At 36.2% G+C, this 15,218-nt stretch carries 13 protein-coding genes and 1 pseudogene; 2 read left to right on the top strand and 12 right to left on the bottom strand.

Annotated elements, in window-relative coordinates; all coding sequences use genetic code 11:
• From L5B90_RS11595 to L5B90_RS11575, 5 genes and pseudogenes are all read right to left on the bottom strand, one after another.
• Nucleotides 1-501, bottom strand: a pseudogene (locus L5B90_RS11595) (cell wall anchor protein); the annotation flags it as partial.
• A gap of 15 nt (nt 502-516) precedes the next feature.
• Complete coding sequence (locus L5B90_RS11590) at nt 517-1,422, bottom strand: OmpA family protein (protein ID WP_265763028.1); 906 nt, start codon at nt 1,420-1,422, stop codon at nt 517-519.
• A 139-nt stretch (nt 1,423-1,561) separates the two neighbouring features.
• Complete coding sequence (locus tag L5B90_RS11585; RefSeq protein ID WP_250363187.1) at nt 1,562-2,791, bottom strand: HlyD family type I secretion periplasmic adaptor subunit; 1,230 nt, start codon at nt 2,789-2,791, stop codon at nt 1,562-1,564.
• 9 nt (nt 2,792-2,800) lie between these two features.
• Nucleotides 2,801-4,966, bottom strand: a complete 2,166-nt coding sequence (locus tag L5B90_RS11580; protein ID WP_265763026.1) for a type I secretion system permease/ATPase — start codon at nt 4,964-4,966, stop codon at nt 2,801-2,803.
• 4 nt (nt 4,967-4,970) lie between these two features.
• Nucleotides 4,971-6,218, bottom strand: coding sequence for a TolC family protein (locus L5B90_RS11575; protein WP_265763025.1), 1,248 nt, complete (start codon nt 6,216-6,218; stop codon nt 4,971-4,973).
• 192 nt (nt 6,219-6,410) lie between these two features.
• Here L5B90_RS11575 and tesB point away from each other — a divergent pair, with 192 nt between their 5' ends.
• Entirely contained in the window at nt 6,411-7,274 is an 864-nt protein-coding gene (tesB, locus tag L5B90_RS11570; protein ID WP_250363190.1) for an acyl-CoA thioesterase II, read from the top strand.
• A gap of 8 nt (nt 7,275-7,282) precedes the next feature.
• The gene (locus L5B90_RS11565) at nt 7,283-8,161 is read left to right on the top strand and encodes a ferritin-like domain-containing protein (protein ID WP_250363191.1); all 879 of its coding nucleotides are present in this window, start codon (nt 7,283-7,285) and stop codon (nt 8,159-8,161) included.
• A gap of 39 nt (nt 8,162-8,200) precedes the next feature.
• Here the strand turns inward: L5B90_RS11565 and L5B90_RS11560 are convergent, their stop codons facing one another.
• Genes L5B90_RS11560 through L5B90_RS11530 form a run of 7 tightly spaced genes read right to left on the bottom strand, consistent with a single transcriptional unit; the run spans nt 8,201 to nt 15,116 of the window.
• Entirely contained in the window at nt 8,201-9,292 is a 1,092-nt protein-coding gene (locus L5B90_RS11560) for a lytic murein transglycosylase (protein ID WP_250363192.1), read from the bottom strand.
• Nucleotides 9,293-9,316: 24 nt separating this feature from the next.
• Complete coding sequence (locus L5B90_RS11555) at nt 9,317-10,120, bottom strand: glycosyltransferase family 2 protein (RefSeq protein WP_250363193.1); 804 nt, start codon at nt 10,118-10,120, stop codon at nt 9,317-9,319.
• Nucleotides 10,120-11,004, bottom strand: a complete 885-nt coding sequence (locus tag L5B90_RS11550) for a glycosyltransferase family 2 protein (protein WP_250363194.1) — start codon at nt 11,002-11,004, stop codon at nt 10,120-10,122. Before L5B90_RS11550 ends, L5B90_RS11555 begins: the two co-directional genes overlap by 1 nt.
• Entirely contained in the window at nt 10,997-12,184 is a 1,188-nt protein-coding gene (locus tag L5B90_RS11545; protein WP_250363195.1) for a hypothetical protein, read from the bottom strand. Before L5B90_RS11545 ends, L5B90_RS11550 begins: the two co-directional genes overlap by 8 nt.
• A complete protein-coding gene (locus L5B90_RS11540; protein WP_250363196.1) occupies nt 12,184-12,957 on the bottom strand; it encodes a glycosyltransferase family 25 protein in 774 nt (257 codons plus the stop codon). Before L5B90_RS11540 ends, L5B90_RS11545 begins: the two co-directional genes overlap by 1 nt.
• A gap of 10 nt (nt 12,958-12,967) precedes the next feature.
• Entirely contained in the window at nt 12,968-14,149 is a 1,182-nt protein-coding gene (locus L5B90_RS11535) for a lipopolysaccharide biosynthesis protein (RefSeq protein ID WP_265763022.1), read from the bottom strand.
• A complete protein-coding gene (locus L5B90_RS11530) occupies nt 14,139-15,116 on the bottom strand; it encodes a polysaccharide pyruvyl transferase family protein (RefSeq protein WP_265763021.1) in 978 nt (325 codons plus the stop codon). Before L5B90_RS11530 ends, L5B90_RS11535 begins: the two co-directional genes overlap by 11 nt.
• Nucleotides 15,117-15,218: the final 102 nt, after the last annotated feature.

Genomic DNA, 15,218 nt, shown 5'->3' with positions numbered 1-15,218 from the left:
GTCTGTTGAAGAAGAACTTCCACTACCATCGTGATTTCCCGCAGCAATAGCAATACCAGCTAAAGGCACAAGCGCTAACAACCACCAAGGGTTAAACGCCCAATAAGGGCTGATCTCTTCTCCACCAAGTGCTTGTGGCGCGGCCTCATTATCTACAAGAAGGCTGACCGCATCATTTTTCTCACCTGACTCAGGCACATAAGCGTAAATTAGACCATTTTCCGCTTTACCCACAATTAAGTTAGTTACCTGTTCAGGATCTTTAGCGCCATAATAGTTTTCAATCACAATATCAGAAGATGTATCACCATCATCTAATAGAATCTCTAATTTACTACCAACACGCTTAGCGATAATATTCTGTGGTGCAAAACCTGTGGCATCATCAATAAGCTGATAATTTACTTTATCTTTTCCTTGAAGAATGATTTTACTACCTTGCTCTAACTTATAACTATTAAGAACTTTTTTGGCATTTAATACTTTCACTGTAATCGACATATAAATCTCTCCTAATTAATCTTTACTCTTGCCTAGAACTGAAATCTCAACACGACGATTCGGTTGGTTGCAACGAATTCTTTCTGATGTTGAAGAAGTTGTAGCACGACAATTGGCAACTTTTAGCTCTTTTTCTCCATATCCAATAGCTTCAATAGGTAGAACTATGCCCTCTTTTAATAAGAGCTGGCGAACAGTATTTGCTCGTTTTTGAGATAACTTGAGGTTATAGCTATCTGAACCATCTGGATCAGTATGACCTTCTACGACAATTTTTGTAATTTGATTAGAATCAAAGGATTTGGTTTTTTGAGCAAAATCCTTAATATCATTTTTACCTTTAGGTTGAATATCTTTATACCCTGATTTATTAATAGGGAATAATGCACTCGCTTTAATTTGCATATTATCTACAATAAATTCATTACAATTTGCTACTGAAACAACGCGAGAAATCGTATTTGTAGACAATGAAAGATTTTTTAGTTCCTCTTTAGCAACTTCTGCGGGAACTTCTCGAAGAATTGGAAGTTGGTTTTTAGATATACCGATTTTGAGATAGGTTACAGAATGAGATGGCAGGATATAAGTTTCTCCTTTATCTCGATTCCAATATCCATTTGAGTTACTTAATGAAGATGTAAAAGAATGTTTATTTGCACATATCGTTGATGCGGAATAAGTATTGTGAGATAAAGAACTTTGATAATCTCCATCAATAAAAATATTCGCTGCTGAATTAGAAGAATCATTCTCACGATAAAATACTACAACCGCTTGATTTTCTTTTAATGACGGAACTGCAAATGGAATATTTTCTACATTATTCCAATGCTCTAATGAAGATGCTGTATTCGTTTGACCTGAACAGGCAACGATGCCAGAAACCATCCCCAAAACAAAAACTTGTTTTAGCTTCATAAAATTTCCTCTAGATGAAAAGATAACCATTCCATTGATAATTGGATGGAAAAGATACAACAGTTTACCATTTTCTCACGAAAGAGAATGATACGCTACCAAAAAGTAGATAAAACACTCAAAAAATGTATAACTTTTATCACCGCTCTTGTAATGCTTGCTTCATTCTTGTTATCGGCTTTGTCAAATATTCAAACACTGTTTTTTCACCGGTTTTAATATCAACAGTGGCAACCATTCCGGGAAGAACTGGTAATGTATTTCCAGTTTTATCTGTAAGATGGCTACCATCTGTTTCAATCAAAACGCGATAAAATGAAGCATTAGGATTAAGCTTTAACTCATCACCTGCACGTTTATCTTGTAACGTACCGGGACTAAGTAAAGTAACCACGCCATCTAGCCCACCATAAATAGCATAATCATAGGCTGTTAACCGCACTACCGCTTTCATTCCGGGATGTACATAAGCAACATCTTTTGGATTAATATAAGCCTCCACCAGCAATTTTTCTTCGATAGGCACAATTTCCATAATATCTTGACCTGCTGAAATAACTCCCCCGATCGTATTCACTTTGATATTTTTGATGACGCCTTTTAATGGAGCTCGAATAAGCGCACGCTCAACAGGATCCGCTCGCATTGCAAGGTTTTCTTTTGCTTGATCCAATTCACCTTGTACTCTCGCAAGCTCTGCATTAGCATCATTAATATACTTATGCTCGCGTTCTGAAATTTGCAATTTAAGCTCTGATGATGAACGTTTCATTCTCAATAATTCCACTTGAGATACCGCCCCTTTCTTTACCATTGGCTCTGTAATGTTAATTTCAGAATCAAGAAGTCTCTTGCTTTCTTTTAAACTTTTAATTGCGGCAAAAAGCGCTTCTCTTTTCGCTTTATAAACGCCCTCCTCACGTTTGACAATATCGGAAGGAAGCTTTTCAGGAAATGTAGGATTTTTCCCTTCAATTTCTGCTTTTAAGCGAATAGAAATTGCCTCAAGATTATCCACTTTAGCTTGAATTTCACGTAATACGGCGGAACTTCTCGTATCGTCAAGTTTTAGTAAAACTTGTCCTTTTTCCACTTGTTGCCCTTCCTTTACAAGCATTTCACTCAAAATTCCGGGATCTAAACTTTGGATAATTTGCTCGCGGCTACTAGGAATAATACTTCCCTGCCCTCTTGTTACTTCTTCTAATTTACTAAAATACGCCCAAATAAGAAAAACAAGTAGGAAAGCGCCTAGTAACCATAAAATAGCAAAGGTTTTCTGATGCTTTTCTTCCTGCATTGCTGCGTGTAAATCAGTCAATAAATGTAAATCTTTGCTATTTACAATACTTTCTTTGTTATTTTTCATTTACTCTCTCTACTCTCCATTTTTCGTTGCTGCTTGAGAATTTTGAGCTTGTGGATTATTTTGCTCACTCAGTTTTTTTAAGACCGCATCTCTAGGCCCATCCATCACAATTTTACCGCCTTCAACAACGACAACTCTGTTTACCAAACGTAATGCAGACAAACGGTGCGTAACCACCACTAAAGTACGATTAGCTGCCCATTGTGCGATAGCATTCAAGGCTTGTAATTCATATTGTTGATCAAAGCTGTGTGTTGGTTCATCTAATAAGACAACTTTTGGATCTTTTAACATCATTCGCACCAAAGCAATAGCTTGACGTTGTCCACCAGATAAGCCCTGTCCATTTTCGCCTAGCGGCATATCTAAACCACGAGGATGACTACGAATAAAATTCATCAAACCTAAACGCTGTAATGCCAATAATAAAGTTTGATCTGAAGGATAACTATCTGTACGAGCAATATCTAAATTATCACGTAATGTCCCCAAAAATAGACGCGGGTTTTGTTCTAGTAATAATACTTGATTACGCAGATAATAAGGATCAAGCTGTTGTAAGTTAATATTATCCAAGGTAATACTTCCTTCAGTTGGACGATATTGGTTTACCGCTAATTTAAGTGCGGTGGATTTTCCACTACCAATTCTTCCTAAAATCGCCACTTTTTCACCTGGTTGAACCCGTAAGTTAAAGTTTTTCAGTACAGGGGCATCTTCATCACTATATTGGAACGCCACATTAGTGAAATTTAATTCTCCCTTAACTTGTTTTAAGCTAACGTAATCACGATCTGAAGATTTTTCAATAGGACGTTGGATAATTGCATCAACCCCCTTCAAGGCAACCCAAGCCTGTTGAAAGCGAATAGCTAAACCTGCAATTTGCCCCAATGGTGCTAAAGCACGTCCCGATAAAATAACCGCTGCAATTAATGCCCCCATTGTAATACGTGAAGACACCTCTTCTGCATGAATGAGATAAGTACCATACAATACCAAAAATACTGTATTTAATTGCTGTAATGCAGTAACAAGATTGACTACGAAGTTACTAATATCTTTTACTTTTATTGAAGAATAAGAGCTTTTCGCAGTAAAGAAATCCCAACGCTTCTGCGCCCATAACATTGCATTGTTATTTTTCAGCGTTTCAATCCCTTCAATTGCTTCTACTGCCAAACCTTGACGCTGTGAAGATTCACGCATTGACTCATTGATCGCTTTTGACAATGGGAACTGAGCAAGCACCCCTATCAGAATAACAAGTGGAATTAAAATACTTGGAACAATTGCCAACTTCCCACCAATCAAGAAAATAACAGTAATAAATAATAATAAGAAAGGTAAATCAACCAAGGTCAGCAAACTGGCACTGGTTAAAAACTCACGAACAGACTCAAAGTCACGCAAGTTATTTGCATAAGATCCCGAAGAAGCTGGACGATCTTGCATTTTTAGCGACATTACTCGCCTAAATAGCATCGAGCTAATAATAAGATCGGCTTTTTTCCCCGCAATATCTGTTAAATGCCCTCGTAAGGTTTTTGCTAAAAACTCAAAAGAAATCGCTAAAAATACACCAATACTTAGCACCCAAAGAGTTTCATAAGCTTGATTTGGGATAACGCGATCATAAACATTCATTACATAAAGTGAACTGATCAACGCCAAAATATTTATCATAAAGGTAGCAGCAATCACTTGATAGTAATATTTTTTAAACCGCCAGATAATGCGGAAAAACCAAGATTTTGGTAGCTCATACTCTGGCAGCTCAGAACGTGTATCCTGAGCCAATTTTGGTTTGATAAACCAGCAGTAACCTAAATATTTCGCATTCAGATCTTTTTCTGCTAAATCTACAAATAATCCACTTTCTTGAGCTAAACGATAGTATCGTTTTCCATCCTTATTTTCCTTGATTTCAACTAATACTGCGGCCTCTTCATTTTTCAATAAAATGACGACCGGCATTGCTAATGACGGAATTTCATTTAGCGGTCTTTCTGAAATACTATTATCAAAGCCTTCGCTTCTTAAATATTCACAAAGTGCTGAAAAATCCGCACTATTACCGCTTTTGCGAATGGTATGCGCACTTAATGTTGCCACGGATAGTGGCGAACCTAATAATTGAGTTGCCAGCGCTAGATGTTCAATAATATGTTTCATTTAATTATTTTCCATTAACCCATTTTCTCAATGTACCTTGAGAAGAAAGATAATCTAATACAGAATGACGTAATTGGTATTCAGAATTCACTTTGCTTAACTGTGCGGAAAGCAATTCATTTTCTGCATTCAACAATTCGAGCAAAGTTCTTTTAGCAATTAAAAACTGCAACTTATAGAACTCTATGACTTCCTCTTGTGTTTTAATCTGATTATTCAACGTCTTAATATGAGTTTGATATTCTGATAAATTCAATAAAGCTAACGATTTACGCTCTTCAATATCAAGGTTTGCTTGTTCTAAATTACTTTCCGCTAGCAACAAACGCTCTGCTCGCTCTTGCACTTGGTAAGCACTTTCTGGGTTATACACATCCCAAGACATATTCAGATAAACGACTTGATCATCACGCGTTGCCTGACCAATAAGGTCTAATTTTGGCAAACGCTCTGCTTTTCTTGCTTCTAATTCTGCATTAGCATCTTCAATTTCAGAATTGGAAACTTGAATAGTTGGATGAATATTTTTATCTGAGGAATACTTTGCAACAAGTTTTTCCGTGTTTAATCCATTAAAAGGATCGGAAATTTTTTTAATATCAATAGAACGACCTGAATAGCGTTTCAATTTATCCGCCATTGTTTTTAATTCTCTTTCGGTGCTATTAATTTGCTGCTCAATAGCATATTTTCTTGCTTGAGCTTGTACAAATTCCGAACGGCGCCCTTCATCATAATCGGCGATTACATCAATATCATTTAATATATTATCAATACGCACTAAACTTTGTCTTAGCACATTCAATGTTTCTGAGGCACGTAATGCCATTAGGTATAATTCAGTAATGGTATAACCTAACGTTTCTTGAGTTTCATCAATTTTATAACGATAAGTCTGCTCTGCTTTTTCCGTCTGTTTTACACGCTTTTCAACCGCCCCAAAAGAATAAAGATTCAATGAAAGCTGCGCCCCTGGCATAAATTTAGATGACTTATTTTCCGTATAACGATGGTTTTGATGCATATTTTGCTGAGCAAACACAGATAATCTTGGTTGATGCCCTGCTTGTGCCTGCTTTACTTTAGAATTAGCAATTTTTTGATTGGCTTGTGCTGCTAATACTTTAGGATCTTTTTCAAAGGCTTTGCGAATAACACCTTGTAACTGAGAGGAATCAGCCCACGTACTTCCTGCCACTAACGATAAAAATAAAACTTGAACCTTTTTCAAAGGGAATACCGACTTTTTCATAAACACTCTTCCTAAGCGAATTAAATAATAATTTGGTTTTACCTAAACGCGTAAAATAAATTTGGCGAAATATACCACAGTAACAGTTAAAAAACATTAAATAATGCCAGAAAATAAGGAAAAAGACTCTTAGCGTTAAGAAAAAATTCCCGTAAAATACACCGCACTATTTTTTATAAAAAGGTGAATAAAATGTCTGTGGTACTCAACCAACTTATTGACTTGCTCAAATTGGAGCGATTTGATGATTTTCTCTTTCGTGGACAAAGCCAAGATTTAGGTTTACGTCAAGTATTTGGTGGGCAGGTGGTAGCACAAGCACTTTCTGCGGCAATTCAAGTTGCACCAAAAGATCGTCTATTACATTCTTGCCACGCTTATTTCCTCGCGCCCGGGGATAGCCTCTACCCAATCATTTACGATGTGGAAGTGCTGCGCGAAGGACATCATTTCACGGCAATGCAAGTGAAGGCCGTTCAGCATAATCAAGCGATTTGCCATATTACTGCCTCATTCCAAATGGAGGAAAATGGCTTTGATCATCAAACGACAATGCCAAATGTGGGTGAGCCAGATAGCTTTCTTGCTGAAAATGTGGCGTTGCAAAAACTGGTACAATATATTCCTGAGCCAATTCGTGAGAAATTTACTGCCGACCGGCCTTTTGATATTCGTAGCAAATACATCAATAATCCTTTTCAAGGCAAGGTGTTGCCACCCGAACAATATGTTTGGGTGAAAGCGAACGGTGAAGTCCCACAAGATCGCGCTATTCAGCAATGCTTATTGGCGTATTTCTCTGATTTTCATCCATTGCTCACTGCCCTTCACCCACATCAAAAAGGCTTTTTAGAAGCAGGAATGAAATTGGCAACCATTGATCATTCTATTTGGTTTCATCGTGCCGGTGATCTTAATGATTGGCTACTTTATGCCATTGAAAGCCCTAACGCCTTCGGCGCAAGAGGCTTATCTCGTGGGCAAATTTTCGATCGCCAAGGGCGTTTAATTGCCACCACTCAACAAGAAGGTTTAATTCGATTTAGTGAAAAATAAGGAAAAAAATGACCGCACTTTTAATCACACAACTTTGGGAACAGGTTACACAAGCCTTGCAAGAAAAAGATCCTGCGAAAAAATGTGAACAAGTAAACGCCTTATATAGCGAACTGTTACCTCGCATTGAACAAGCGGAATTGGCGGATTTCCCCGTGGTAAAAAAAGATCAAGAAATGGCTACGTTTCCGGATAAACCCAAATTGGTTGCACCACACGCTGTGCCAAAACGTTCTTTTGCCACACAAGAAGGCTATGCAGCGACATTACACGCTATTGCTCATATTGAATTTAATGCGATTAACTTAGGCTTAGATGCAGCGTGGCGTTTTGCCCGTGAAGCGGAAAAAGAATTAGGCGAAGGGTTGGCTTTTACTCGTGATTGGTTACGCGTTGCTTATGAAGAAAGCACGCATTTTACTTTAGTAAACAATCATTTAAAAACCTTAGGTTATGAATATGGCGATTTTGAAGCACACGCGGGATTATGGGAAATGGCACAGGCTACCGCACACGATATTTGGGAACGAATGGCATTAGTACCGCGTGTTTTGGAAGCAAGAGGCTTAGACGCCACACCAGTGATGCAAGAAAAAATCGCACAACGCAAAGATTTTGATGCGGTGAAAATTCTCGATGTTATTTTGCGTGATGAAATTGGTCACGTTGCTATTGGTAACCATTGGTATCACGCCCTTTCTGCCAAACGAGGACTGGATGCAATGCAATGTTTCAGCGATTTATTGCGTAAATATCGTATTGTGATTTTTAAAGGTGCAATCAACACAGATGCCCGTATTCAAGCAGGTTTCACCCAATTTGAATTAGATTGGATTTATGAAATTGAGCAGACTTTAAAATCGCATATTAAGGCAATGAAAGGATAAAATTTTCCCTTCTTAGAAAAAGAAGGGAAAATACTGACCTTATCCCCCCACTTTCGCCCGAATACGATCGGCAAACATTCCTATACTTACCGCAAAATAATTAGAACGATTCCAGTCAAGCAAGGTGCGGAAATTGTTTGAAACTAAGAAAGTACGTCCATTTTCACCATCTGGTTGCACCAGCCATAAGGTTGTATGAGAAAGTGCGGTGAGATTTTGCGTACTTTCTAAATTGAAGGATTTGAGTTCAACGCCTTGAGCTTGCCAATCTTGTAATGAACGCGCTTTGTGCGTTTCAATGCCTGTTAAATTTGGGCTAATATAGTGATTTAAGCGTACTTCTACGCCCCAAGGTAATTTGTCGTCCCAACCCACCGTATGTAAATAACGGGCGATAGAAGCAAAGACATCATAATGGTTTTTCCAGATGTCTTTTTCACCATCACCATTGCCATCTGCGGCATAGCTAAGGTAAGAACTTGGCATAAATTGTGTTTGTCCCATTGCGCCTGCCCACGAGCCTTTCATTTTATGGCGTTGAATATGATCACGTTCTAACATTTTCATTGCCGCAATAAATTCTTTACTGAATAATGGCTCACGGCGTCCATCAAAAGCAAGGGTTGCTAATACGGAAAGCACATCATAATAGCCTTGATAATAACCGAAACTACTTTCCATTCCCCACAGTGCCATTAAATATTCTTTTTGTACGCCAAATTTTTTACTCGCACTTTCTAATTGTGGTAACTGTTGCCAATAACGTTCTTCCGCAATGTTCACTTTATTTGCCGTTAGCACTCGATTAAGGTAGCGGGTTACACCATTAGGATTAACCACTTTTGGCGCACTAGGATCACGTTTTTTTACTTTCCCCGCTTGTTGTTTATCCAATGCCACTGCTTTAGGAATATATTGAATATTTTGTTGTGCATTTAGCACCGCACTTGAAATTCCTTGCCCTGCGGCTTTGGCTTTTAAAAACTGTACATAATCATCAAAATTATTTAATGTACGAGGCTTATTATATTGCGCATTTTCCCCCACGGGTTTAATGGAATCATTACTTGAGCAGGCTGATAATAAAACGGCTGAAAATAATGAAGTCACTATTAACTTTTTGCTAAACATTGGCTTTCCTTAAAAAATAAAACATTATTTACGTAAAAATTTATATACCAATTTCAATAATGAAACAGGCAATAAACGTGGTAAAACCCGTAATAAAAAAACGACAAATCCCGAAATAAGCGATTGTAATTGAACTTTCCGTTTTAATTTAAATAAATTCCATTCACATTTCGCTTGAGCTAAGCCTCGGCGACGAGACACCATTCCATTCCCTACACGCGCATAAACTAAAATATCAGGCAAGTTAGCGACATTTTGCGGATATTTCGCCACCAAATTAATCCATAAATAATAATCTTCCTGAATATCTTGGTAGCCTCCCGCAGCCAATACCGCTGCTTTTTGGTAGGCCACGGTCATATGGTTAAAGGGGCTACGCATTTTCGTGAAATCAACAATCTCTTTCGCCTCAGTGGGGACATTACGATAGCTTACAATGTCTTGAATATCCGTACCAAATTCAGCAATTTGCCCTCCAAAAATAATGGTTTCAGGATGTTGCTTAATAAAATTGATTTGTTTTTCAAAACGCTGGGGATCACAAATATCATCCGTATCCATACGCAACACCCATTCATTGGTACAATGCCGTAACCCCTCATTTAATGCTTTACCTAACCCTTGATTTACAGGTAATTTAACTAATTTTAACGGTAAAAAATTCACAAATTTTTGCACCGCACTTTCTAGCTCAGGCGTGACTGCGCCATCAAACACTAAAACAATTTCGTCTGCGGGCAAGGTTTGTGCGCGCAAACTTTCTAAGCATTCACGCAAGTATTGTGGGTTTTCCTTTATATATAAGGACATTAAAACTGAAAATTTCATTAGATAAACCTTTTCAAATGAATGGCTAATTTCGGTGAAATAAAAATAATGATTGCAATAATCAATGGTTTGATATTCTTGCTTAATTTAAACATTTTCCAATAATAAATACTCGCCTTGCGTGATAAATTCATAATATAAGGATAAGCAAGCATATAAAGTGAATTTATTGCAAAGCGTTGTTGCTGAATAGGCGTTTTCACATAATTTTTCTGAATAAATGCAATCGCTTGTTCCGTATTGATTAAATTCGTTGAAACGCTCGCACGTTGAGTATGAAATGTACATTCAGTTAAAGCGTGATCGACATAGCACGGTTTTAATTCGGGTGATGAAATCACTTTTAATACAAATTCATAATCTTCCAACGATTTTAATTGGGTTGAAAGCCCATCTAAAGCGAAAAAGAAAGATTTTTTAATCCCTATCATCGGCATTCCACCGATTTTATTGGCTAATAACATATTTTCTAAACTGAGATCTTTTTGCTGTGTCAAAGGATGCGTAACATAGCTAAACTTTTCATTAACCATTACGCATTTTGCAGGATGATAAATAAAATTCATCACTGGATTTTCTGCAATTTTTTTTCCTAAGATTTCACATTTATGCTTTTCAAAACGGTCATCATCATCTAAAAATAATAGCCAATCTTGCGTTGCATTTTTTGCCCCAATATTACGGCTTTCTGCTGCCCCTTGATTTTGCTCATTACGAATAACGGTTACCTTAAAAGGATAATCTTTCTTGATAATCACCTTTTCTTTAGAACAATCATCAACAATAATGACCTCAAAATTATGCACGGTTTGCTGAATTAAATGTTCTAATAAGGCTGGAATTTCCTCTTGCCGATTATAAGATGGCACGATAATACTAAACATTTTGTTTTCCTTCTTTTCTAAATAAGAAGAGATTTTTCCCTTGCTGTCCAAATAAAGATAAGAACATTAGTAGCACTAACATTATTCCCGGGAAAGCATAAGTATCCGCTTTAATATTTAATACGGAAAATATCAATAATGTAGATAAACTAAATAGCCAGCTCCCATTAAACCAATTTAATGCAACTTTACGCACAAAATAGGCGGTAAATAAAAAACAAATGGCTAAATACCCTATTCCACCATAAAGTAATTGGCGTAAAAAACCACTGTCTGTCAGACCATAATATTTTCCATTTGGCATAATATATTGTCCATCACCCCATAGAAATTGGTTTAATTCGGGAATAAATAAATGGCGCTTCATTAATGTATCTGTTGATGAACTAGTCAGCCCTTGATGATTTAGTAAATTAATTAACGGTTCTAATGCGTGAGCGACATAAGGATTTTCAGGGCAATAGAATGCCAACCCTAAACAGAGCAATCCAAATAAGAGTACAGCAGGAAGATATTTCCATTTAAAATAAATGGCAATGCTTACCATTGAAAGCAATAAAAATGTTCTTCCTGAAATAAGCCCAATACATAAAATTAAAAATAAATACACCGCACTTAATTTATTCTGCACTTTGTTGTAAGCCAGTAAGAAATGTAACAAAAATAGATAAAAAGCACTTAATTGGAAGAACGCCGATGAAGTCAGATTATATAAACGATATTCTTGTTCTGAACCATAAAAACGTGGCAGTAGGATATGGCTTGAAATCGCCAACTCTACCATAAACCCAATTCCTATTAATGCTGTAATGCCAACAATCCATTGAATAATAATACCAATTTTTAAATCCCGAATAAGCAAGCCTTTCCCCTGCTTATTAAAATAAAAAACATTATAAATTCCAATAGCAAAAATAAACAAAATAAGGGTTTTGCTGTATTGTAATAAAACAGAATAATCTTTCGTTTGGTGTAGCCACATTGGAATTGCACTTAACGCAATTAACGTAATAATTGCGATTAAACTATCTAAAGGAATAAAAATGCCTTGTGAACGTTGCTTTTTTAACACCTGATAAGCCAAGTAAAAAAGCGTAATGCTGCCAACAAAAAATGCCATTCGGAAAAAATGAAATAGCCAAGGATCATAAAGATAAAATAAATTAGCTAGCGCAGACATTATTTTCCACCTATTAGATTACGCTTAATGGCAAGTAATTTTTTCAATGGATATTTCATTAATTTTTGCCAAAAATAATGTTTGGCACTGCCACGCACCGCTTCTAAATTACTCATTAATGTTGGATTTTCAATGGCTAATAAAGGGCGAATAACTTGTGTATCTAAAAAAAATTTATTTTCAAATAAAATATAATCATCGGCTAACCAATAGGGTTTTTCTTCTGCTAAGAAAGGTTTTACTGCAGATTTTTTAATTAAATAAGCGACCGTACCGGCAAAATAATTACGGTAAGGATATGAATAAGAAAACCCAGTACCAGAAATACGATGACGTAAAAAGGAAAAGGTGGTTGGATAATTAATTTCTAATTCTGAATGATTGAAATGATCAATTTTTGATTGTCCAATAAGTATAATATCTGCCTGAATATTTTCTTTAAGCAATGCCGTTAAATGACATTGAAAATCTTGATTAAACAACGCATCATCTTCACAAATTAAACAATATTCATCTTCTTGAATGCTTGTATCCTTGGCAATTAAAGCATATACCGCCAAGTGGCTTAATGTACAACCAATTTCCCCTTTGGTTACGTTTCTTCCATAGCGTTGTAAAAATTTTTCTTGATCATAAAGTGCGGTGAGATTTTCTGGCGTTTCTTGCATCGTATTAATGGCACTAAACACCGTAAAATCTTGTGTATCAGGCTGAGAAAAAAACAGTTCTCGGCGTTGATGATCTTTATCTAAAGAAATAAGAAATTTTTTCATTTTATCCAACTTAATTAATTACTTTTATTGGGAACTTATAATAGTAAATCAGTGAAATCATCAATCTCACTAAACTCGCGCCAATTAACGCGTAAGCCACTCCATATACCCCTTGCTCTTTGAAAATAAAAAATAAGCCAATTAACACAAGGATAGAAATAATTTGGCGGGTAAATAATAAGACTTGCTTACCTAAAATTAGCATATTTTGTGATAACAGCCAAGAAAGCCCCGCTAATAATGAATTAATAATAAACCATAATAACACAGGCGCAACTTCAACATAGGCATTACCAAAAAATAAATGAATAATTGGCTCTGCTAAAAATGGCACAATAATCACTGCACTAATTCCCATTAATATGATAAGCCCTAACACGGCACGAATACGATTTAGGTTATTAAGTAAACCTGAATAATAATAATCCACCATCATATTGATAATACGAGTTAGCAAAGCATCAAAAGCAATGCAAACAGTATATAAACCTAGGGTATAATTGCCCATTAACGCGACAATTAGAAATCGATCTAAATTCACTGTTGTCGCACCAAAAACTTGTAGTAAATTTTGTTTTAACCAATTTTTAAAGAAATTAGTTGGAATAATCTTTTGTATTTCCGTTTTTTGCTTAACTTGCTTTTCTATTTTATTTAGGGCATAAAGTGCAAATAAAGCCTGTATTGATGTTAAAATTGTTAAGAGTTGAACCACTTTTTCTAAATGTTGCTGACCAAAAAGAAAATAATACCCGCCATATAGGCCTACGGCTAAAATAGGCTGTTGCAAAGAAAGTAAGCGATAAAGAGATAAATTAGCATCAATTTTACTTTTTTCTAGGGTAATCGTAAAAATAGCGGTAAAAACAACATTTAAAATAAATAAATAATGAAATGATGTAATATTAAAAAATAAAAGCGCAAGGCTGGATACAAATAGTGAAAATAATAAAAAAGCCGCAAAATAATAACGCCAATGATGATATTGGTTATTACGCATACAAAGTGCAAGAGAAAACCCTACTCCCCCCGTAGAAATTGTAACCACATAGGTAACAGAAGTAATAAAAAGCTGCAATGCACCACGTTCTTCCACTGCAAGCAAACGAGCCAGTAAAAAGGAACTCACCATTGTGAGTCCCGTGGTTAAGAAGGTGGTAATCAGCAGTTTTGTAAAGGATTTATTCTTCATAAACTTTCACAAAATCAATATCTTGCGTCCATTGATGATAATAGCCTAAATTTTTACCATAAGAATTATCACAAACTTCATTAGGGAGTTCTAACAAACAAGAAAAAATATGCCCGTGTAATCGGCTTGTTACCACTAAATCATAGCCTTGAAAAATCTCCTTGCAACGTTCAATTACCGCCAAGCTATGGCGATACCATAAATTATTAACAACATTTTTTAACCAAGGTTGATGATATTTATTGGCTATTTTCGCCAATCCGCTATAAATACGTTCATAATACTTATCTTGAGTGGTAAGAATATCTTCCCAATCTTTTATTTCCGCACTTGTAGGCAATGCGGCTTGGATATTTTTTTCCAAATGGCTTGCTTCAATATCTTTACGCAAAAAATATAAGTTTTTTTCTGCCGATTTTTGCACCGCACGTTGCTTTTGCAACAATGTTGAACCATAAAGTTGATGTGCCATATCAGGCGATAAAAACACCTTATCAGAAAACTGTACTTTCATTAATTGATAAGTGGCTTGATCACGTGCAAATAAATAACAATCTTTATGCGCAGAAAAAATGGCTGCTGATTTTTCTTTTGCTTGCGGGTGAGAAAAATAGGCGGTTTGTGGCATAACAATAATGCGATTATTCGGAAAGGCTTGCACCAACGCCTCACGCATTGCCTGAATTGCGGGGTAAAGATCACCAAAATTACCACCGCCGTGGCACACTAAGGTCGTCGTCGGCTTGACATATTTTTTTACTTCATCAAGATCGAAGCTTTGTAAACAACGTCTTAATCGAATATGAATTTGATAATCCTGAAAAAACGCCTCTGTTCCCGCATAAATGAGCAAATCCCCCACATTTAGATGCAGCGGATAATCAAAATACAACACATCATTTTTATCCACGATCACATCAAGGATTTGCTTTAAATCTTGTTTCAGAGAAACTAAAATCTCGTTCATTGTTTAACCATCTTTCCTATAAAGCTGCTTATCAGCGTAAAGTGGCTATTTTAAAACAGAATCCGCCAGAGTTCCAAAAGGATTGAGTATCTTTACAAAAGA

The organism is Avibacterium sp. 20-129, assembly GCF_026226845.1.
Taxonomy (GTDB): Bacteria; Pseudomonadota; Gammaproteobacteria; order Enterobacterales; family Pasteurellaceae; genus Avibacterium.
Note: the sequence above shows the minus strand (reverse complement) of the source record. Positions and strands in the feature narration are given on the sequence as shown.